Here is a 19292-nt window from a genome sequence, read left to right on the forward strand (position 1 = left end):
GCCAGAGGGCCTCGCGGCGACTCGACTACTTCTGTGCGGTGACGGCGGTGATGATCGCGCCGGCGAGAGCAGCGGAGGAAGCCGGGTTCTGGCCGGTGTACAGGTTGCGGTCGATCTCCATGTGCTCGGCCCAGGCTGCGCCGGCGACGAAGTCGGCGCCCAGCGCGACCAGGCGGCTCTGCACGAGCCACGGCGCCTTGGGGGCGAGGCCGCCGAGAGTCTCCTCCTCATCGGTGAAGCCGGTCATGCGGTAGCCGGTGAAGGGCCAGCTGCCGTCGGCTCGCTGGGCGGCGAGCATGGCGGCCGGGGCGTGGCAGAGCACGCCGAGAATCGTTCCGGAGTCGAGGGCTTCGGTCATGATACGTCCGGAGTCGGCGTCGACGGCCAGGTCCTCCATCGGGGCGTGGCCGCCGGGGTAGAAGACGACGTCGTAGTCGGCGACCGTGATGTCACTGATCGAGCGGGGCTCATCGAGTTCACTGCCGATGGTGTCGAGGTAGGCGACGATGGCCGCGGCCCGGTCTTCCCCGCCGGCCGCATGGGGTGCCAGGCTTCCCGCGTCGATGGTGGGGGCGATGCCGCCGGGCGTCGCGATGGTGATCCGCCAGCCGGCCTCGGTGAACAGGCGGTGCGGTTCGGCGAGCTCTTCGGCCCAGTAGCCGGTGGGGTGCAGGCTGCCGTCGTTGAGGGTCCAGTGATCGGCGGCGCTGACGACAAAAAGTACGGAATTCATGGGTTCTCCAGAGTGTGTGATCGTGTGAAATGGATGCTGTCGGGAAAGTCAGACGTTCGTGCGGACGACCATCTTGCCGGTGTTCTCGCCACGCATGAGGCCGAGGAAGGCGTCGACCGCGTGGTCGATCCCGTCGATCACGGTCTCGTCGAAGACGACGTCGCCCGCGGCAAGCCAACCGGCCATGTCGGCCGAGAACGCGGGGAAATGCTGCACGTAGTTGCCCACGATGAAGCCCTTGAGGGTCAGCCCGCGACCGATCATGTTCGCCAGGTTGCGCGGGCCGCCGGTCGCCTCGGTGTTGTTGTAGACGGAGATCGCACCACAGAGGGCGGCGCGTCCGCCGTCGTTGAAGTTGGCCAGTGCCGCCTCGAGGTGCTCGCCGCCGACGTTGTCGAAGTAGACGTCGATGCCGTCCGGAGCCGCGGCGGCGAGCTGCTTGGCGATGTCGCCGTCCTTGTAGTTGAAGGCGGCGTCGAAGCCGTACTTCTCGGTCAGCAGGGCAACCTTCTCGGCCGACCCGGCGGAACCGATCACGCGCTTCGCGCCCTTGAGACGGGCGATCTGGCCGACCATGCTGCCTACGGCCCCGGCCGCGCCGGAAACGAAAACGGTGTCGCCTTCCGTGAGCTCGGCCACCTCGAGCAGGCCCACGTAGGCGGTGAGTGCGGTCATGCCCAGCACGCCGAGGTAGGCGGAGAGAGGCACGCCGGGGATTTCCGGGACGACGCGGAAGCCGGAGGCCTCCTCCTGTACCAGGTCGCGCCAGCCGAACTGGTGCACGACCACGTCGCCGACGGCAACCGCGTCAGAGGCGGATGCGACGACGCGGCCGACGGCCCCGCCCGTCATCGTCTCGTTGAGAGCGTAGGGGGCGGAGTAGGACTTGGCGTCGTTCATCCGGCCGCGCATGTAAGGGTCGACCGAGACGAACTCGTTGGCCACGCGAACCTGACCGGGGGTCAGCTCGGGCAGGTCGATGCGGATGGTGCCGAAGTCGGCATCCGTCGGCCAGCCGGTGGGGCGGGCGACAAGCTGGATCTGGGTGCTGGTGACGGTGATGGACGAGGCCATGGCGGCTCCTCTGCTTCTTTGTAACGAATGTTTTAATATATTGTGTACTGAGCGATACACAAAACCACTCACAGCGAAAACGGAGGAAACACCATGGGGCGGCTGCAGAGTTTCGAGCGCACGACCGTCGTCCAGGCGGCCAGGGACCTGTTCTGGGACAAGGGCTTCGAGGCTACCTCGCTCGCCGACCTCGAAGATGCGACCGGTCTCCGGCGATCCAGCCTCTACCATGCCTTCGGCAGCAAGCGTGGCCTGTTCGACGCCGCCGTCGAGGACTACCAGGCCTCCGTCATCCGCCCGAGATTGCGGACCCTGACCGGGCCGGGGATCGGCCGGGCCTCGCTGCTGGCCTACTTCAGCGAACTCAGGTCGGCGGTCTCCGCCCTGCCGGAGGACTCCCCGCGCCGCGGCTGCCTGCTGGTGAACTGCGCCGCAGGCCTCGCCGGGCACGACGACTTGGCCCGCCAGGTCGTGGAGGGCTACCGGTCCGAGCTGACGGACACCCTTCAGGACGCCCTCCGGGCGGCCGGGACCGCGGCCGGAGGAAGCGCGCCGGACCGCGCGCCGGAACGCGCCCGCACCCTGGCTTCGCTCGGCATGAGCGCCATGCTGCTCGCCCGGGTCAACGCGACCGAATCGGTGGCGTTGCTGGATACGGCGACGGAGCAGATCCGGTCCTGGTTTCCCGTGCACGCCGCAACCGACGCCTGACGATCAGGCGCGCCGCACCGGATTCGTCAGCACGCCGATGCCGGCGATCTCCACCTGCACGGCGTCACCATGCACGACGGAGGCGGACCGGTCTGGGGCACCCGTCAGAATGACGTCGCCCGGCAGCAGGGTGAACACGCTGGAGACGAAGGAGATCATCTCAGCAACGGTGTACTTGAGCAGCGTCGCATTGCCCTTCTGGAAGACCTCGCCGTTGATGCGGGACTCGATGGTCAACGCGGTCCAATCGTATTCGGTGTCGATGACCGGTCCGAGCGGGCAGAACGAGTCGAAGCTTTTGGCCCGTGTGAGGTCGCCGTCGCGCTCCTGCAGATCGCGGGCGGTGACATCGTTTGCTACCGTGTAGCCCCAGATGGAGTCCTCGGCGGCGTCGACGGACACGTTGCGGGTGATCTTGCCGATCACGATCGCGAGCTCGCCCTCGACGTGCACGTTGTCCGTGGACACCGGCACGGTGATCGGGTCGCCGGGGCCGACGACGCAGGTGTTCGGCTTGAGGAAAAACCTGGGCTCACCGGGCGAGCGGGCCGCGGTGGACTGCTCGGCCGCGTCGGCGAAGTAGGACCACGCCATGCCCACGATCTTCGACCGCGGGATCACCGGGGCGAGCAGCTTCACGTCGCGCAGGGCCACGCGCTCCCCGGACGGGTCATAGCCCGCGAACATCGGGTCGCCCTTTAAAACGACGATCTCGTCGTCGTCGACGATGCCGAACGAGATACGTCCCTCGTGACTGAACCGTGCGATTTTCACGCGGGTCCCACCGGGGCGTCGAGCCGGGTGAGCCAGCCGTGGCGGTCGGGCAGGCGGCCGTACTGAATGTCGGTCAGCTCCTGGCGGAGCGCCATCGTGATCTGGCCAGCCGGGCCATCCGGGTCGCCGATGGAGAGGTTCGGGCCCTTGAGCTGCGAGATCGGGGTGACGACGGCGGCCGTGCCGCAGGCGAACACCTCGGTGATGGCACCGGATGCGACACCGTCCTGCCATTCGCCGAGGGTCACGTCGCGCTCCTCCACGGTCAGGCCTCGGTCCCGGGCGAGCTGGATGATGCTGTCGCGGGTAACGCCCTCGAGGATCGCGCCGGTCAAGCGCGGGGTGACGAGCGTGTCGGTGCCGTGAACGAAGAACACGTTCATGCCGCCGAGTTCGTCGATGCGGCTGCTGGTCTCCCCGTCGAGGAAGAGCACCTGGGCGCAGCCGTTGTCATAAGCCTGCATCTGAGGCAGCAGGCTGGCGGCGTAGTTGCCGCCGCATTTGGCCGCGCCGGTGCCGCCGCGGCCGGCGCGGGAGTACTCGGTCGAGAGCCAGATCTTGATCGGGGCCACACCGTCTGCGAAGTAGGCGCCGGCCGGGCTGGCGATCACGTAGTAACCGACCTGGTGCGCGGCACGCACGCCGAGGAAGCTCTCGTTGGCGATCATGAACGGGCGCAGGTAGAGGCTGGTCTCCGCAGCGGAGGGCACCCAGTCGCCGTCTACGGCCACGAGCTGCCGGATCGATTCGATGAAGTCGGCCTCGGAGAGTTCCGGCAGTGCCAGGCGGCGTGCGGAGCGCTGCAGGCGCTCTGCATTCTTCTCCGGGCGGAAGGTCCAGATCGACCCGTCGGCGTGACGGTAGGCCTTCAGCCCCTCGAAAATCTCCTGGCCGTAGTGCAGCACCGAGGAGGCCGGGTCGAGGTGCAGCGGACCGTAGGGCATGACCCGGGCGTTGTGCCAGCCCGCGTCGAGGGTCCAGTCGATGGCGACCATGTGGTCGGTGAACTTCTTGCCGAAGCCGGGATCGACGAGGATCTCTTCGCGCTCGATCTTCGTGCGGGCCGCGGTCGACGGCGTCAGGCTGAATTTCAGCGGGAAGGTGGCGGTTCCGGATGTCGTCGGGGGCGCTGGCTGGCTCATTGGATTCCCTTGTCTGTCAGTCGAGTCACGATGGCGTCGCCCACGGCGCTGGTGCTCCGGGGTATGTCGAGAGCCGCCCGGGCCACGATGTCGGCGGTCACGGCGGCAGTCACCCGGGCCGCGGCATCCGTGAGTCCGAAGTGCTCCAGGAGTAGCGCCACCGACAGGATGGCCGCCGTGGGGTCAGCCAGTTGTTTGCCCGCGATGTCCGGTGCCGAACCGTGAACCGGCTCGAACATGCTGGGGAACCTGCCCTCAGGGTTAATGTTCCCGGAGGCCGCAAGGCCGATGCCGCCGCTGATTGCCGCCGCGAGATCGGTGAGGATGTCGCCGAAGAGGTTGTCCGTGACGATGACGTCAAATCTACTCGGATTTGAGACCAGGAAAATCGTGGCCGCGTCGACGTGCAGGTAGTCGACGGTCACCTCGGGGTATTCGGCTGCGACGGCGGTGACGATCCGCTGCCACAGGCTGCCCGCGAAGACGAGCACATTGGTCTTGTGCACGAGTGTGAGGTGGCGGCGGGGCCGACCCTGGGCCTGGGCGAAGGCGTAGCGCACCACGCGTTCGACGCCGAAGGCCGTGTTGACGGAGACCTCGTTGGCCACCTCGTGCGCGGTACCCTGGCGGATCGCTCCGCCGTTGCCCACGTAGGGACCCTCTGTGCCCTCGCGCACGACGACGAAGTCGACGGTGCCCGGAGACGCCAGCGGGCTGGGCACGCCGTGGTAGAGAACGCTCGGGCGCAGGTTCACGTAGTGGTCGAGCGAGAAGCGTAACTTGAGCAGCAGGCCGCGCTCGATATTCGCGTTGGCGAGGCGGGGGTCCCCCGGCACGCCGCCGACGGCGCCGAGCAGGATAGCGTCGTGGCCGGCGATCGCCGCGAGGTCGTCATCGGTCAGCACATCGCCGGTTTCCAGGAACCGTGCGGCGCCGAGGGAGAACCAGGTTGCGTCGAAGGTGACGTCGTCGGCAGACGTGGCCGCCTCGAGAACCTTGACCGCTTCGGCGACGACCTCGGGGCCGATCCCGTCGCCGGGAATGACAGCAAGCTTGATGAGAGGGGACATTCGACTCCGTATGTCTGAAAGTTGGCTGTAGATAAACCCTACTGCGACGCAACGAGTGTCTAAGCTGGTCAACTCCTGACAACCAATAGAAAGCAGTTTCGCATGAGTCTCGGATTGGGAATCTTCCTTCTTGTCGTCGGCGCCATCATGGTGTTCGCCCTGAACGTGACCGTCGAGTGGATGGACATCGAGCTGGTCGGCTACATCCTGATGGGCGCCGGTGCTGTCATCATGGTCATCGGCATCGTCTTGCTGACCCGCAAGCGCAGCAGCATCACCACGACCCGCAGCGCCGTCGACCAAGCGAGCGGGGAACAGGTCACGTCGCAGAAGCGTTCCGTCGACGACGTCTAGGTCGACGTCCGTCGTGCCGGGGCCCGTGTCGAGGTCGACGTCGACACGCGCCCCGGCACCGGCCTGCGCCGGCGGCGGCCCAGGTGATCAGGTCGCCTTACGCAGGGTGACCAGCGCCACCAACGCCGCCGCCAGCACCAGAATGGTACCGATCCAGGCCGTGGGCCCAATTCCGCTGGTGAAGGCATCGCGGGCCGACGAGAGCAGCACGTTTGCCAGGCCGGAGGGCAGCCCGTCGGCCACGGCCACCGCACCGCCGAGGGTCTCCGCCGCCGCCGCGCTCTGCGCCGCGGTGAGGGCCTCCGGCAACACGACCGCACTGCGGTACGACGCCGTCAGGATGGTACCGAGGGTGGTCGTGCCGAGCACGGCGCCCAGTTCATAGGCCGTCTCGCCGACAGCGGATGCCGCCCCCATCTTGGCCGCCGGGGCGTTCGCCACGATCAGTTCGTTCGAGACCGTCTCGGCCGCGCCGATCCCGATCCCGAGGGCCACGAAGACGAGCGCGATGCCGACCGCGTCGAGGTCTCCCCCGCCCAGGGCGGCGGCCGCGTAGCCGACGGCCGAGATCAGCAGTGCCACCGGAACGACGATCGACGGCCGCACGCGCCGGGCGATGGGCACGATGACGAGGCCGGACACGATCATCGCCGCCAGTCCCGGCACGAGCACCAGACCCGCCTCCAGAGGCGAGAGGGCCAGTACGAGCTGCAGGTACTGGGAGACGAAGAACAGGCCGCCGACGAGAGCCACGACGCTCAGCAGGTTGACGCCGATCGCCCCGCTGAAGGCCCCCTGGCGGAACAGCCCGAGGTCGATCATCGGGTGCGTCAGCCGGGGCTGGCGGCGCACGAAGACCACGCCTGCGGCGAGTCCGAGCACGATCGGGCCGAGCGAGAAGGGCGTGGGTCCGTGCTCCGCCAGGGCCTTGATCCCGTAGACGACCGGCAGCATGGTCGCCAGCGAGAGCGCGATGCTCGGCGCGTCGATGCGTCCGGGGTTCGGGTCGCGGGACTCCGGCACGAGCAGGGGCCCGAGAACCAGCAGCGGCAGGAGCAGCGGCACCGCGAGCAGGAAGACCGAGCCCCAGGCGAAGTGCTCCAGCAGCACGCCGCCCACCACGGGGCCGAGCGCGCTGCCTGCGGCGAAACCGCTCGCCCAGATCGCGATCGCCAGCCGCCGCTGGTTGCGGTCGGTGAAGACGGAGCGGAGCAGCGACAGCGTCGGCGGCATCAGCATGGCGCCGAAGAAGCCCAGCACGGCGCGGTCGATGATCAACCACTCGACGCTTGGGGCGAAGGCGGCCACCACGGAAACGGCGCCGAACCCGGCGGAGCCGATCAGCAGCAGCCGGCGGCGCCCGATCCGGTCACCGAGGCTGCCCATGGCCACTAGGAGGCCGGCGAGCATGAGCGGGTAGATGTCGATTACCCAGAGCAGCTGCGTGCCGGTCGGCCGCAGGTCCTCGGAAATGGCCGGCAGGGCGAGGTTGAGCACCGTGTTGTCGATCGAGACCAGGAGCACGGGCAGCATGAGCACGACGAGCGCGTACCACCGGCGGCGGGGGCTGAGCACACGGCTGACGGCGATGACGGGGGTGGTCTCTCGGACGGTATTCGACACGGGAACGACTTCTTTCGGCTCCAGGGACGAATGCTGCACCGTCCAGACGGTACAGTAAACCGTCCAGACGGTATAGTAGCACCATGAGCTCTAAAACCGCAGCCCCGGCCCGGAACGTGCCCCGCCTCTCCCCTACGCGCGATCGCATCCTGGACGCGTTCGCGCACCTCCTGATCGACCAGGGCGAGCGGGCGGCCACCCTCGAGGCGGTGGCGGTGGCGGCTGGCCTTTCCAAGGGCGGCCTGCTCTACCACTTCGGGTCGAAAGACGCGCTCGTGGAGGGACTCCTGGCCCGGCTCGACGCGCTCGTCGCCGACGATGTCGAACAAATTCGAGCGGCCTCGGCCGGAGCGGTCGACTACCTGATCCGCACGTCGATGAGCGAGGGGACGGTGCTCGACCAGTCGATCGGTGCGGCCGTCAGGCTCGCGCAGGGGGCACATCCGTTGGCCAATGCGGCCCTGGCCGCAACTCGACGCCAGTGGCTGAGCGTCATCGAGGAGGCGGTGGGAGACCCGGACGTGGCCGAGGTGATCATGCTCGTCAGTGACGGGCTGTACTACGAATCCACCCTCGCGAGCCCCGGCCAGCCTGCCGTCGATGACACATCGACGACGAGGTTGGACCGGTTGCTCACGGTGATCGGGCGGATGACCGACGGAACTGCTATTCGGTGATGGAGATTTCGATCATGGCCTCGGCCGAGATCGCGTCGCGCACCGTGGCCAGCAGGCTCGCCGGAACGGGCGAGTCGACCGTCAGTACGCTCAGGGCCTTGCCGCCAGCCACGTGGCGGGCGATCTGCATGCCCGCGATGTTGATCTGGGCGTCGCCGAACTCGCGGCCGTAGACGGCCACGATTCCCGGACGGTCCGTGTAGAGCATCACGATCAGGTGGTCGTCGAACGGAACCTCGACGTCGTAGCCGTTGATCTCGACGATCTTCTCGATTTGCTTGGTGCCGGTCAGGGTGCCGGACACCGATACCTGCGAGCCGTCCGCGAGGGCGCCACGCAGCGTGATGACGTTGCGGTACTCCGGCGACTCCTTGTCGGTGATCATGCGCACCGCGACGCCGCGCTGCTCGGCGAGCAACGGCGCGTTGACATAGGACACGGTCTCGCTGACGACATTGGTGAAAATGCCCTTGAGCGCGGCGAGCCGGAGCACGCTCACGTCATAGTCGGCGAGCTCGCCGCGCACCTCGACGTCGACGCTGGTCAGCGGGCTGTGGGCGCCGAGACCGGAGAAGACCTGGCCGAGCTTCTCCACCAGCGGGATGCCGGGGCGCACGTAGGGGTCGATAACGCCTCCGGCGACGTTGACCGCGTCGGGGACGAGCTCCCCCGACAGGGCGAGGCGAACCGACTTGGCGACGGAGACGCCGGCCTTTTCCTGGGCTTCGTCCGTGGAGGCGCCGAGGTGAGGCGTGGTGATGATGTTGTTGAGGCCGAGCAGCTTCGACCCGGTCGGCGGCTCGTTGACGAACACATCGAGGCCGGCGCCGGCGATCGTGCCGGCCGTGAGGGCGTCGTAGAGGTCGTTCTCGTTGATGAGGCCGCCGCGGGCCACGTTCACGACGAACGCGGTGGGCTTCATCAGCTTGAACTGTTCGGCGCCGATCATGCCGTTGGTTTCGGGCGTCTTGGGCATGTGGATGGTGATGAAGTCCGACTGTGCAAGGAGCTCATCGAGGCTGACCGGAACCACGCCGAGCTGCTGGGCGCGGGCGGAGGTGATGTAGGGGTCATAGGCGATGATGTTCGTGCCGAAGGCCTGCATCCGCGCCGCGATGAGGGCGCCGATGCGGCCGAGGCCGATGATGCCGATGGTCTTTTCGTAGAGCTCGACGCCGGTGTACTTGGAGCGCTTCCACTGCCCCTGCGCCAGCGCGCCGTGGGCGGCCGGGATGTGACGGGCCAGGCTGATGATGTGCCCGACGGTCAGTTCTGCGGCGGAAATAATGTTGGAGGTCGGGGCATTGACGACCATGACGCCCGCAGCCGTGGCCGCTTTAATGTCGACGTTGTCGAGGCCGACGCCCGCGCGGGCGATGACCTTCAGTAACGGTGCGGCGGCGATTGCCTCCGCGTCCACCTTCGTGGCGGAGCGCACCAGAACGGCATGCGCCGTGGCCAGTCCGGCGAGTAGCGCGACCCGGTCAGTGCCGTCTACGGAGCGGACCTCGAAGTCGGGCCCGAGGGCGTCGACGGTGGCAGGCGATAATTCTTCAGCGATTAGGACAACAGGTTTTGACACGAAAACGGATCCTCCGATTGCAGCAGAAAAGCATGGCTTGCGCCACGACCGTGGGGCGCCAGATATGAAATCACTCTATCGGCTGGAGAATAGGGCCATGAGCAGCGTTACATTCCCCGACCTCCAGTTCGCCGTGCGCATCGTGCTGGCGGTGGTCTTCATCGGCGCCGGCATCGCACATTTCGTGCCGGGTGTGGCGCGCACGATGAGGGCGATGATCCCGCCACGGCTGCGAACGACCGGGATGCTTCGCCCCGGCAACCTCGTCATCCTCACCGGAGTCTGCGAGATCGCGGGCGGGCTCGGACTGCTGTATCCACCCACGATCGTGACGGCCGGCGTCTGCCTGATCGTGTTCTTGGCGGCGATCTTCCCCGCCAACGCCTTCGCCGCGCGCTACCCGGACCGCTTCGGCGTGGCCGCGATCCCCCTCGTGCCGCGGCTGACCGGGCAGCTCGTGCTGATGGGGCTGATCGTCGTCGCGATCGCCTGAGCGCTAGGCGACGCCGTGCACCACAGGCGGAGCGCCCTGCCCGGTGTCGAACCAATTCGACGGAGATTTTGGGTCAAACACCCGTTTTTGAACCCAAGCGCGCTGTTGAGAGCAACATCTCCGTCGAATTCGTTCGGGACACCGAGCGGCAGGGCCAGGCGAGCAGGCAGGGCCAGGCGAGCAGGCAGGGCCAGGCGAGCAGGCAGGGCTAGGCGAGCAGGCTGCCCGCGCCGAGGGTGAAGATGTTGGCGGCGATCGCGGCGTTCAGACCCAGGCCGGCCAGGAACAGGGCAGCCTGCGCGGCGGGTCCGCGCGAACGCCCGATCCATGCGGCAAGCACGAAGACGAGGAGCGGGCCCAGGATGCCGACGAGGAGCACGAAAATACCGAGTCCGCTCAGCTGGGTGTCGAGGCTTTGAGCCAGGATGTTGAGGCCGACGAGGTTGCCGACGCCCTCCCAGATGTCGTAGGCATAGCAAAGGCCGAACAGGATCGCGATGCCCGTCGACAGCCAGCGCGGGGTGCGCCGCCGGGATGAGGGGACGGTCGCGGGCGTGGTCACCGGTGAATCGGTCATGCGATGACCCCCGGTCCGGAGATGAACGGCAGCGGGGCGAGCAGAACGACTCCGAGGAGTAGCCAGCCGATCCGGGCTCGGGGATGCGTTCTGGTCAGCCAGAACGTCACCGCGAACCAGACCGCTGGAGCGGCCACGGCCAGCCAGAGACCGAGGGAGAACATGAACTCGGACAACTCGTCGGCGGGCGGGGTCTGGATGCGGCCCACGCCGATGAACCAGCCCACCGTGTAGAGCAGATATATTCCGCCGAAGATTCCGAGCGAGACGAGCGCCAGGGAACTCGTGGCCGTGCGGGTCAGGGCGGCGTCGGCCGCCGCCTTCGCCGCGACAGCGGATGCCGGACCGGCCACGGTCCATCCCTCCGGCGGCGCGACGGAACCGGTCTCGGTACCGGCCGCGGTGCCGGTGTCGGTTTCGGTTTCAGAGCCGGAGCCGGAACCGTCGCCGGTCGTGACGAAAGCGCCCGAATCGGGCTCGGCGGGCCGTGCGGTCGCGCCAGACTCGTCGCCGGAGACGAGCGTGGGGTCGTCGTCGCCGGCCCAGCCCAGGGCGTCGTCCCGGTTGTCGTCACCGGAGTGTCCAGAAGTCATGAGTCCAGCGTACCGAGGCGCCGCCCGGGCGGCGCACACTTCCGGCTGATCAAGACTTTCAGTGCCTTGGTTTCCGCCGCGCGGGAGAAGGTGTCGTACGCCTCGAGGATCTGGTCCATCCGGAACCGATGCGTGGTCAACTTGTCGGCTGGGATCTTCTTCTGCGCGACGAGCCGGAAGACGGTGTCCGGGGCCGAGGCGCGCTCGAGCTTCGCGGCCGTGACCGTCTCCCCCGCCGGGCCGTCGGGGCTGCCATGAACCGGCTGCGAATGGGGTCGTGTCCTGTGCGAACCGGCAGGCCGGGTTCATCCAGGGGATCAATGGTGACCACCCGGACCGGACGTGGCAAGCACCCCCGAAGGCATCCTCGGGCAATCAGCGCCGTTGACGCCGCAGCGGGGCCAATCCAGTGGATTGGCGCCGCTGCCGATGCGAGCTCGGGTGTTAGCGCGCGGCTTCGCCGTCAGTGTAGTCGTCGTCGGCGGAGGCGTTCCAGGCGAACAGCTTGCGCAGCTCACGGCCGGTGGCTTCGATGGGGTGCTCTTCGCCCTTCTTGCGAAGAGCAAGGAACTCCGGTGCTCCGGCGTCCTGGTCCGCGATGAAGCGGGCCGCGAAGGCGCCGTTCTGGATGTCGGCGAGAACGGCCTTCATATTCTCCTTGACGTGGGCGTCGATGACGCGTGGGCCGGAGACGTAGTCGCCGTACTCGGCGGTGTCGGAGACGCTCCAACGCTGCTTGGCGATGCCCCCCTCCCACATCAGGTCGACGATGAGCTTGAGCTCGTGCAGCACCTCGAAGTAGGCGACCTGCGGCTGGTAGCCGGCCTCGGTGAGAACCTCGAAGCCGTACTGGATCAGCTGCGACGCGCCACCACAGAGCACGGCCTGCTCGCCGAACAGGTCGGTTTCGGTCTCTTCGGTGAAGGTGGTCTTGATGCCGGCGGCGCGCAGCCCACCGATCGCCTTGGCGTAGCTGAGGGTGAGCGGCCAGGCCGCGCCCGAGGCATCCTTCTCGACGGCGACGATCACGGGAACGCCGCGGCCGGCCTCATACTCGCGGCGAACGGTGTGGCCCGGTCCCTTGGGGGCGACCATGGTGACGTCGATGCCTTCGGGGGCCTTGATGTAGCCGAAACGGATGTTGAAGCCGTGTCCGAAGACAAGGGCCTTGCCCGCAGCGAGGTTCGGCAGCACGTCGTCGGCGAACAGGTGACGCTGCACTTGGTCGGGCGCCAGGATGACGATGACGTCGGCCCAGGCGGATGCCTCGGCGGTGCTGAGAACGGTGAAGCCGGCCTCTTCGGCCTTGGCCTTGGACTTCGAGCCCTCCTTGAGGCCGATGACGACCTCGACACCCGAGTCGCGCAGGTTCTGCGCGTGGGCGTGACCCTGCGAGCCATAGCCGATGACGGCTACCTTCTTGCCCTGGATGATCGACAGGTCGGCGTCTTTGTCGTAGTAAATCTCAGACACGAGTAAATGTTCTCCTTGTTGTTGTAGTCGGTGGTCGAGCTCTAGTTTTTGAAGACGCGCTCGCTGATCGATTTCGACCCGCGGCCGATGGCGAGCAGGCCGGACTGGGCGATTTCCTTGATCCCGTAGGGCTCGAGCACGCGCAGCAGCGCCTGCGTTTTGCCGGAGTCCCCGGTGACCTCGATCACGACCGCGTCGACGGACACGTCGACGACCCGAGCCCGGAACAGGGTCACGGCTTCGAGCACCATCGACCGGGTCGTGTTGTCGGCGCGCACCTTCACCAGCAGGTGTTCGCGCTGCACCGACTGGGCCGGGTCGAGTTCGACGATCTTGATGACGTTGATCAGCTTGTTCAGCTGCTTGGTCACTTGCTCCAGCGGTGCGTCTTCGACGTCGACGAGGATCGTGATGCGGGAGAGCCCGGGGATTTCGGTGTGGCCGACGGCGAGGCTCTCGATGTTGAAACCGCGGCGGGCGAAGAGGCCGGCGACCCGGGTGAGCAGGCCGGGCTTGTCCTCGACGAGGAGGCTCAGAACGTGGGTGCTCACGGGTTATTCCTCTTCCCAGGTCGGTGCGTGCTCTTTGGCATACTGCACATAGCTGTTGCTGACACCCTGCGGCACCATCGGCCAGACCATGGCGTCCCGGCTCACGATGAAGTCGATCACCACGGGCCGGTCGTTGGTCGCCAACGCCAGCTTGATGGCGTCGTCGACCTGGTCGGGGCTGGTGACCCGGATGGCGAGGGCACCGTAGGCCTCCGACAGCTTCACGAAGTCCGGCACCATGGCGGACCCGTGCCCGGTGTGCAGATCGGTGAAGGAGTGCCGTCCGTCGTAGAACAGGGTCTGCCACTGGCGCACCATGCCCAGCGAGGAGTTGTTGATGATGGCGACCTTGATCGGAATGTTGTTGATCGTGCAGGTGGCCAGTTCCTGGTTGGTCATCTGGAAGCATCCGTCGCCGTCGATCGACCAGACCACCCGGTCGGGCTCGGCCACCTTGGCACCCATCGCTGCGGGGATGGAGTAGCCCATCGTGCCGGCGCCCCCGGAGTTCAGCCAGGAATTGGGCCGCTCGTACTTGATGAACTGGGCCGCCCACATCTGGTGCTGGCCGACACCGGCCGCATAGACGGCTTCCGGCCCGGTCAGCTCGCCGATGCGCTGGATCACGAACTGCGGGCTCATGAGGCCGTCGGTCGGCTCGGAATAGCCCAGCGGGAACTCCTCCCGCAGCCCCTTGAGGTAGGTCCACCAAACGCTGACGTCGGGCGTCGTCGTGGTGATGGCGGCCGCGTAGGCGATGGTGAGTTCGGCGATGACCTCCTTGGCGTCACCGACGATGGGAACGTCGGCGGCGCGGATCTTACCGATCTCCGCGGGGTCGATGTCGACGTGCACGATCGTGGCGTGCGGCGCAAACTCGGAGACCTTGCCGGTGACCCGGTCGTCGAAGCGGGAGCCGAGCGCGATGATCAGGTCGGCCTCCTGCAGCGCGAGCACCGCGGACACGGTGCCGTGCATCCCGGGCATGCCCAGGTGCTGGTCGTGCGAGTCCGGGAACGCGCCGCGCGCCATCAACGTGGTGACGACGGGCGTCTTGCTGAGTTCGGCGAACGCGAGCAGTTCTTCCGACGCGCGGGCACGGATGACACCGCCACCCACATAGAGGACGGGCTTCTTGGCCTCGGCAAGCAGCTGGGCCGCAGCCTGCACCTGTTTGCCGTGGGCCTTGGTGACCGGCCGGTAGCCGGGCAGGTCGAGCTTGGGCGGCCAGATGAACGGGGCGCTCTTCTGCTGGGCATCCTTGGTGATGTCCACCAGGACCGGGCCGGGCCGGCCGGTGGAGGCGATCAGGTGAGCCGACGCGATAGCCGCGGGGATGTCCTCGGGACGCTTGACCAGGAAGGAGTGCTTCGTGATCGGCATGGTGATGCCGACGATGTCGGCCTCCTGGAAGGCATCCGTGCCCATCAGGGTGGAGAAGACCTGGCCGGTGATGCAAAGGATCGGCACCGAGTCCATGTACGCGTCGGCGATGGCGGTGACAAGGTTGGTGGCGCCGGGCCCGGAGGTGGCGATGGCCACCCCGACGCGGTTGCTCGCCGAGGCGTAGCCCTCCGCGGCGTGGCCGGCACCCTGCTCGTGCCGCACCAGGATGTGCCGGATCACGGTTTGGCTCATCAGCTCGTCGTAGAGCGGAATGACGGCGCCGCCCGGCAGACCGAAGACGTCGGTGACGCCCAGCAGCTCCAGCGAGCGGATGATCGCACCGGAACCGGTGAGGATTTCCGGTGCCCCCGAGTCGGGCGCCCCGGCGGCCGCGGCAGACGAGGGCGACGGTGATGGCACGGGTGTTTCCGCGGTCATGTGATCAGTTCCCTAGTTCGATGACGAATAGTGAGTTCTAGCCCGTGACGGCGCCGACGGCCGCAGACTGGACAAGCTTCGAGTACTTTGCGAGAACGCCCCGGGTGTAGCGCGGAGGCAGAGGTGCCCAGCCAACACTCCGGGCGGTCAGCTCATCAGGGTCGACCAGTAGGTCGAGCGTGCGAGCTGCGATATCGACCCGTATCAGATCACCATCGCGCACGAAGGCGATTGGACCTTCGTCCACCGCTTCGGGTGCTATATGGCCGATGCACAGTCCGGTTGTGCCGCCTGAGAATCGACCGTCCGTTAAGAGTAGTACATCGGCGCCGAGCCCGGCGCCCTTGATGGCGGCGGTGATCGAGAGCATCTCCCGCATTCCGGGCCCTCCCTTGGGTCCCTCGTAGCGGATGACGACGACGTCTCCCTTCTGGATCTCCCCCGCAGTGAGAGCGTCCATGGCGGCGCGCTCACGCTCAAACACGCGCGCGGGTCCCTCGAAGATGTCGGAGTCGAAGCCGGCGGTTTTGACGACGGCACCCTCGGGGGCGATAGAGCCCTTGAGGATGGTGATTCCGCCGCTGGCGTGAATCGGGTTGTCGAGGGTGCGCAGCACCTCGCCGTCCAGTTCGGGCGGGTCGATCTCGGCAAGGTTCTCGGCCACGGTCTTGCCGGTCACGGTGAGCGCGTCGCCGTGGATGAGGCCGGCCTCGAGCAGGGCCCGCATCACGGCCGGCACGCCGCCGTGACGGTCGACGTCGTTCATGACGTACTTGCCGAACGGCTTCAGGTCGCCGATGTGCGGCACCTTGTCGCCGATGCGGTTGAAGTCGTCGAGGGTGAGCTCGACCTCGGCCTCGTTCGCGATGGCCAGCAGGTGCAGAACCACGTTGGTGGAGCCGCCGAACGCCATCGCCACGGCGATCGCGTTCTCGAAGGCTTTGCGGGTCAGGATGTCCCTGGCCGTGATCCCCAGACGCAGCAGGTTGACGACGGCCTCGCCGGAGCGGTGCGCGTAGTAGTCGCGGCGGCGGTCGGCGGAGGCCGGGGAGGCCGATCCCGGCAGGCTCATGCCGAGAGCCTCGGCCACGCTGGCCATGGTGTTGGCGGTGTACATGCCGCCGCAGGCACCCTCGCCGGGAGCGAAGGCGCACTCGATGCGCTTGGCGTCGGCCACGGACATCCGCCCGGCCTTGACGGCGCCCACCGCCTCGAAGGAGTCGATGATGGTGATGTCTTTTTCGGTGCCGTCGGAAAGCTTGACCCAGCCGGGAGCGATCGATCCTGCGTAGAGGAAAACGCTGGCCAGGTCGAGGCGGGCCGCGGCCATCAGCATCCCGGGCAGCGACTTGTCGCAGCCCGCCAGCAGCACGGAGCCGTCGAGGCGCTCGGCCTGCATGACAACCTCGACCGAGTCGGCGATGACCTCGCGGGAGACGAGGGAGAAGTGCATGCCCTCATGGCCCATCGAGATGCCATCGGAGACGGAGATGGTGCCGAACTGCAGCGGGTAGCCGCCGCCGCCGTGCACACCTTCTTTGGCGGCCTGCGCGAGGCGATCCAGGGAGAGGTTGCAGGGCGTGATCTCGTTCCACGAACTTGCGATGCCGATCTGGGGTTTCTCCCAGTCGGCGTCGCCCATACCGACGGCCCGGAGCATCCCCCGCGAGGTGGTGGCTTCGATTCCATCGGTGACGTCCCGGCTGCGAGGCTTCATATCGATCTCAGTCATGCACTGAGTCTAAACGTCCACTGAGGGCGGAACGTCGCCCGGGGGTCATGCTCCGGCGGCGGCCTCACGCTCCGTGGCGACGGCCGCGCGGGCATCGGCGATCAGGCCCAGCACCAGCGGCACGTCTTCGGGGCCGCGCACCCGGTAGCTGGCGAGCGAGTCGCCTGCCCCGATCTTGAGGCCGACGTCGCCGGGTCGCAGCACGGCGAAGGCATCTTCGTCGGTGGTGTCGTCGCCGGCGTAGAAGACCCGGTCGGCCCCCGCGTGCCGGCGCAACCGCTCAAGGGCGTCGCCCTTGGTGCTGGCACGCACCGCGAATTCGATCACGTCCTTGCCGTCCCGCACGGTCAGGCCGGGCAGCAGCGTGCCCAGCTCCTCGCGTGCGGCCTTCAGGGCGGCCGCCGCTTTCCGAGGCGTCGCCAGCCGGGTGTGCAGGGCCAGACCGGCCGGCTTGCGTTCGATCCAGGTTCCGTCGATGCTGCCGGAGATGCGCTCAAGCACCCGGGCGAGGGCGTCGAGCTGCTCGAGTTCCTCGGTGACGAGGTCGAGTTCGATCTCGGGGGTGTCCAGCTGCACCTCGATCCCGTGCGAGCCGGCGAGGAGCACATCGGTCTGCGGCTGCGACACGTGCCGCAGGCTGACCAGGGCCCGGCCGGAGACGAACGCGACCCGCACCCCGTCGAGGTCGAGCAGGCGCTGCACGGCCTCGCGAGTGCCTGCCACTGCGCGCGCGTCTTCGGGCTTGTCGACGTGCGGGGCAAGCGTCCCGTCGAAATCGAGGGCCACGAGGATGTTGTCGGCGCGGCTGAGATCCTTCAGCGCACCGGCGAGGGTGTCGGGGATCCCGGGACGCACGGCGGCTCCTTCGGTCAAGGTTCGGAGGAAGGAAGAGGACCAAGCGTCGACGTCGTTGTCGAAGACCTTGCGGCGGAGCGCGCGCATGCGTCGCAGCCGTTCCTGGCGGGGCATCGCGACGGCCCTGAGGATGGCGGCCTTCACGCCGTCGATGTCATGCGGGTTGATCAGCACGGCCTGTTTGAGCTCGTCGGCGGCGCCGGCGAACTCGCTCAGAACGAGCACGCCGTCGCGGTCGAAGCGCACGGCCACGTATTCCTTGGCGACGAGGTTCATGCCGTCGCGGAGCGCGGTCACGAGCATCACGTCGGCCGCGAGGTAGAGCGCCACCATCTCCTCGCGCGGGTAGCCGTGATGGTGGTAACTGATGGCGGTGTGGCTGATGGTGGAAAAGTCGCCGTTGAGGCGGCCGACGGCCAGTTCGATCTCGTCGCGCAGGGCGATGTACGGGCCGACGCGTTCCCGGGAGGGGCTGGCGACCTGCACCAGGGTGACATCCTCCACGCTCAGGCTGCCGTCGGCGAGCAGCTCGCCGAACGCCTTGATGCGGTGGGCGATGCCCTTGGTGTAGTCGAGCCGGTCCACGCCCAGCATGATCGTCTGGGGGTTGCCGAGGTCTTCGCGGATCTGGCGCGCCCGCTCCTGGATCTCGGGGCGCCGCGCCAGTTCCTCGTAGGCGGCGGCGTCGATGGAGATCGGGAAGTGCTTGGCGATCACCCGGCGATGCTTGCCCTCGGGTGCGGGCACATCGATGGCGACGCCGCGGGTCGGATAGCCGTAGAGGCGGCGCACGGCTCGGGAGAAGTTACCGGCGTCGGCGAGGCGCTGGAAACCGATCAGGTCGGCGCCGAGCAGTCCGTCGAGGATCTGCTTGCGCCAGGGTAGCTGGGCGTAGATCCCGTAGGGCGGAAAAGGGATGTGGTTGAAGAACCCGATCACGAGGTCGGGCCGCGCGTCGCGCAGCATCCGTGGCACGAGCTGCAACTGGTAGTCGTGCACCCACACCGTGGCGCCGGGCGCAGCGGCGGATGCGGCGGCGTCGGCGAAGCGGCGGTTCACCCGAACGTAGGCCTCCCACCATTCGCGGTGGTAGCGCGGCGGCGCGATCACGTCGTGGTAAAGCGGCCAGATCGTGTCGTTGGAGAAGCCCTCGTAGTAATCCTCCAACTCCGACTCGCTGAGCCGCACCGGCACGATGGAGATGCCGTCGTTCTCGAACGGGTCGAACGAGCGGTCGGCGATGCCGGGCCAGCCCACCCAGGCGCCGTCGGAGCTGCGCATCATGGGCTCGAGGGCGGTGACCAGGCCGCCGGGCGAGGTGCGCCAGCCCTCGGTTCCGTCTTCGGAAACCTCGATCTCGATCGGGAGGCGGTTGGAGACCACGACCAGCGAATAGGTGGAGTCCGGGGCGGCGGATGCCGTGGGTTCGGCTGAAGAGGTAATGAGATCGTCCG

Annotated in this window: 18 protein-coding genes; 4 read left to right on the forward strand and 14 right to left on the reverse strand. The window is 67.6% G+C overall.

Going from position 1 to position 19292, the window contains the following annotated elements:
* Nucleotides 1–25: 25 nt before the first annotated feature.
* Nucleotides 26–733 (reverse strand): type 1 glutamine amidotransferase domain-containing protein, encoded by a 708-nt coding sequence (locus E3O28_RS11045; RefSeq protein ID WP_134416010.1) that lies wholly within the window; start codon nt 731–733, stop codon nt 26–28.
* A 48-nt stretch (nt 734–781) separates the two neighbouring features.
* Complete coding sequence (locus E3O28_RS11050; RefSeq protein ID WP_134416012.1) at nt 782–1807, reverse strand: NADP-dependent oxidoreductase; 1026 nt, start codon at nt 1805–1807, stop codon at nt 782–784.
* Nucleotides 1808–1900: 93 nt separating this feature from the next.
* On the opposite strand from E3O28_RS11050, the gene E3O28_RS11055 reads away from it, so the two are divergent.
* Nucleotides 1901–2518, forward strand: a complete 618-nt coding sequence (locus E3O28_RS11055; RefSeq protein ID WP_104102896.1) for a TetR/AcrR family transcriptional regulator — start codon at nt 1901–1903, stop codon at nt 2516–2518.
* Nucleotides 2519–2521: 3 nt separating this feature from the next.
* On the opposite strand, the gene E3O28_RS11060 is transcribed toward E3O28_RS11055, so the two are convergent.
* The 3 genes from E3O28_RS11060 to E3O28_RS11070 are packed head-to-tail and all read right to left on the reverse strand — an operon-like array spanning nt 2522 to nt 5504.
* Nucleotides 2522–3292 (reverse strand): fumarylacetoacetate hydrolase family protein, encoded by a 771-nt coding sequence (locus E3O28_RS11060; RefSeq protein ID WP_104102895.1) that lies wholly within the window; start codon nt 3290–3292, stop codon nt 2522–2524.
* On the reverse strand, nt 3289–4434 hold the full coding sequence (locus E3O28_RS11065) for a branched-chain amino acid aminotransferase (RefSeq protein WP_104102894.1): 1146 nt from the start codon (nt 4432–4434) through the stop codon (nt 3289–3291). Before E3O28_RS11065 ends, E3O28_RS11060 begins: the two co-directional genes overlap by 4 nt.
* Entirely contained in the window at nt 4431–5504 is a 1074-nt protein-coding gene (locus tag E3O28_RS11070; protein ID WP_134371684.1) for a 3-isopropylmalate dehydrogenase, read from the reverse strand. The genes E3O28_RS11065 and E3O28_RS11070 overlap by 4 nt, the downstream gene beginning before the upstream one ends.
* A 102-nt stretch (nt 5505–5606) precedes the next feature.
* Between E3O28_RS11070 and E3O28_RS11075 the strand changes: the two genes are divergently transcribed.
* A complete protein-coding gene (locus tag E3O28_RS11075) occupies nt 5607–5858 on the forward strand; it encodes a DUF6458 family protein (RefSeq protein WP_104102889.1) in 252 nt (83 codons plus the stop codon).
* Nucleotides 5859–5945: 87 nt separating this feature from the next.
* Here E3O28_RS11075 and E3O28_RS11080 read toward each other — a convergent pair whose 3' ends face one another.
* Complete coding sequence (locus tag E3O28_RS11080; RefSeq protein WP_241973113.1) at nt 5946–7433, reverse strand: MFS transporter; 1488 nt, start codon at nt 7431–7433, stop codon at nt 5946–5948.
* A 131-nt stretch (nt 7434–7564) separates the two neighbouring features.
* On the opposite strand from E3O28_RS11080, the gene E3O28_RS11085 reads away from it, so the two are divergent.
* Nucleotides 7565–8158 carry a TetR/AcrR family transcriptional regulator gene (locus tag E3O28_RS11085; protein ID WP_134416014.1) on the forward strand — a complete coding sequence of 198 codons (594 nt, stop codon included), beginning with the start codon at nt 7565–7567 and terminating at the stop codon, nt 8156–8158.
* Here E3O28_RS11085 and serA read toward each other — a convergent pair.
* Nucleotides 8148–9740 carry a phosphoglycerate dehydrogenase gene (gene serA, locus E3O28_RS11090; protein ID WP_104102883.1) on the reverse strand — a complete coding sequence of 531 codons (1593 nt, stop codon included), beginning with the start codon at nt 9738–9740 and terminating at the stop codon, nt 8148–8150. The two genes, E3O28_RS11085 and serA, sit on opposite strands and share 11 nt — an antisense overlap.
* A gap of 97 nt (nt 9741–9837) precedes the next feature.
* Here serA and E3O28_RS11095 point away from each other — a divergent pair, with 97 nt between their 5' ends.
* Complete coding sequence (locus E3O28_RS11095) at nt 9838–10233, forward strand: DoxX family membrane protein (protein ID WP_104102881.1); 396 nt, start codon at nt 9838–9840, stop codon at nt 10231–10233.
* Nucleotides 10234–10441: 208 nt separating this feature from the next.
* On the opposite strand, the gene E3O28_RS11100 is transcribed toward E3O28_RS11095, so the two are convergent.
* The 7 genes from E3O28_RS11100 to E3O28_RS11130 form a co-directional block, all read right to left on the reverse strand.
* Entirely contained in the window at nt 10442–10810 is a 369-nt protein-coding gene (locus E3O28_RS11100; RefSeq protein WP_104171617.1) for a hypothetical protein, read from the reverse strand.
* A complete protein-coding gene (locus tag E3O28_RS11105) occupies nt 10807–11403 on the reverse strand; it encodes a DNA polymerase III subunit gamma/tau (RefSeq protein ID WP_134371691.1) in 597 nt (198 codons plus the stop codon). Before E3O28_RS11105 ends, E3O28_RS11100 begins: the two co-directional genes overlap by 4 nt.
* Nucleotides 11404–11847: 444 nt before the next feature.
* Nucleotides 11848–12876, reverse strand: coding sequence for a ketol-acid reductoisomerase (gene ilvC, locus E3O28_RS11110; RefSeq protein WP_104102870.1), 1029 nt, complete (start codon nt 12874–12876; stop codon nt 11848–11850).
* A gap of 41 nt (nt 12877–12917) precedes the next feature.
* Nucleotides 12918–13427, reverse strand: a complete 510-nt coding sequence (ilvN, locus tag E3O28_RS11115) for an acetolactate synthase small subunit (RefSeq protein ID WP_104102867.1) — start codon at nt 13425–13427, stop codon at nt 12918–12920.
* Nucleotides 13428–13430: 3 nt separating this feature from the next.
* Nucleotides 13431–15251, reverse strand: a complete 1821-nt coding sequence (locus tag E3O28_RS11120) for an acetolactate synthase large subunit (RefSeq protein ID WP_104102864.1) — start codon at nt 15249–15251, stop codon at nt 13431–13433.
* 37 nt (nt 15252–15288) lie between these two features.
* A complete protein-coding gene (gene ilvD, locus E3O28_RS11125; protein WP_104171612.1) occupies nt 15289–16983 on the reverse strand; it encodes a dihydroxy-acid dehydratase in 1695 nt (564 codons plus the stop codon).
* A gap of 45 nt (nt 16984–17028) precedes the next feature.
* A complete protein-coding gene (locus tag E3O28_RS11130) occupies nt 17029–19221 on the reverse strand; it encodes a bifunctional alpha,alpha-trehalose-phosphate synthase (UDP-forming)/trehalose-phosphatase (protein ID WP_241973108.1) in 2193 nt (730 codons plus the stop codon).
* Nucleotides 19222–19292 lie beyond the last annotated feature (71 nt).

The sequence above is a fragment of the Cryobacterium sp. TMT2-14 genome (genome assembly GCF_004402465.1).
GTDB classification, from domain to species: domain Bacteria; phylum Actinomycetota; class Actinomycetes; order Actinomycetales; family Microbacteriaceae; genus Cryobacterium; species Cryobacterium sandaracinum.

Coding starts and splice junctions, on each gene's coding strand:
- E3O28_RS11095 (WP_104102881.1), top strand. CDS start 9,838: ATGAGCAGCGTTACATTCCCCGACCTCCAGTTCGCCGTGCGCATCGTG.
- E3O28_RS11050 (WP_134416012.1), bottom strand. CDS start 1,807: ATGGCCTCGTCCATCACCGTCACCAGCACCCAGATCCAGCTTGTCGCC.
- E3O28_RS11120 (WP_104102864.1), bottom strand. CDS start 15,251: ATGACCGCGGAAACACCCGTGCCATCACCGTCGCCCTCGTCTGCCGCG.
- E3O28_RS11075 (WP_104102889.1), top strand. CDS start 5,607: ATGAGTCTCGGATTGGGAATCTTCCTTCTTGTCGTCGGCGCCATCATG.
- E3O28_RS11045 (WP_134416010.1), bottom strand. CDS start 733: ATGAATTCCGTACTTTTTGTCGTCAGCGCCGCCGATCACTGGACCCTC.
- E3O28_RS11100 (WP_104171617.1), bottom strand. CDS start 10,810: ATGACCGATTCACCGGTGACCACGCCCGCGACCGTCCCCTCATCCCGG.
- E3O28_RS11085 (WP_134416014.1), top strand. CDS start 7,565: ATGAGCTCTAAAACCGCAGCCCCGGCCCGGAACGTGCCCCGCCTCTCC.
- E3O28_RS11070 (WP_134371684.1), bottom strand. CDS start 5,504: ATGTCCCCTCTCATCAAGCTTGCTGTCATTCCCGGCGACGGGATCGGC.
- ilvD (WP_104171612.1), bottom strand. CDS start 16,983: ATGACTGAGATCGATATGAAGCCTCGCAGCCGGGACGTCACCGATGGA.
- E3O28_RS11065 (WP_104102894.1), bottom strand. CDS start 4,434: ATGAGCCAGCCAGCGCCCCCGACGACATCCGGAACCGCCACCTTCCCG.
- E3O28_RS11055 (WP_104102896.1), top strand. CDS start 1,901: ATGGGGCGGCTGCAGAGTTTCGAGCGCACGACCGTCGTCCAGGCGGCC.
- E3O28_RS11105 (WP_134371691.1), bottom strand. CDS start 11,403: ATGACTTCTGGACACTCCGGTGACGACAACCGGGACGACGCCCTGGGC.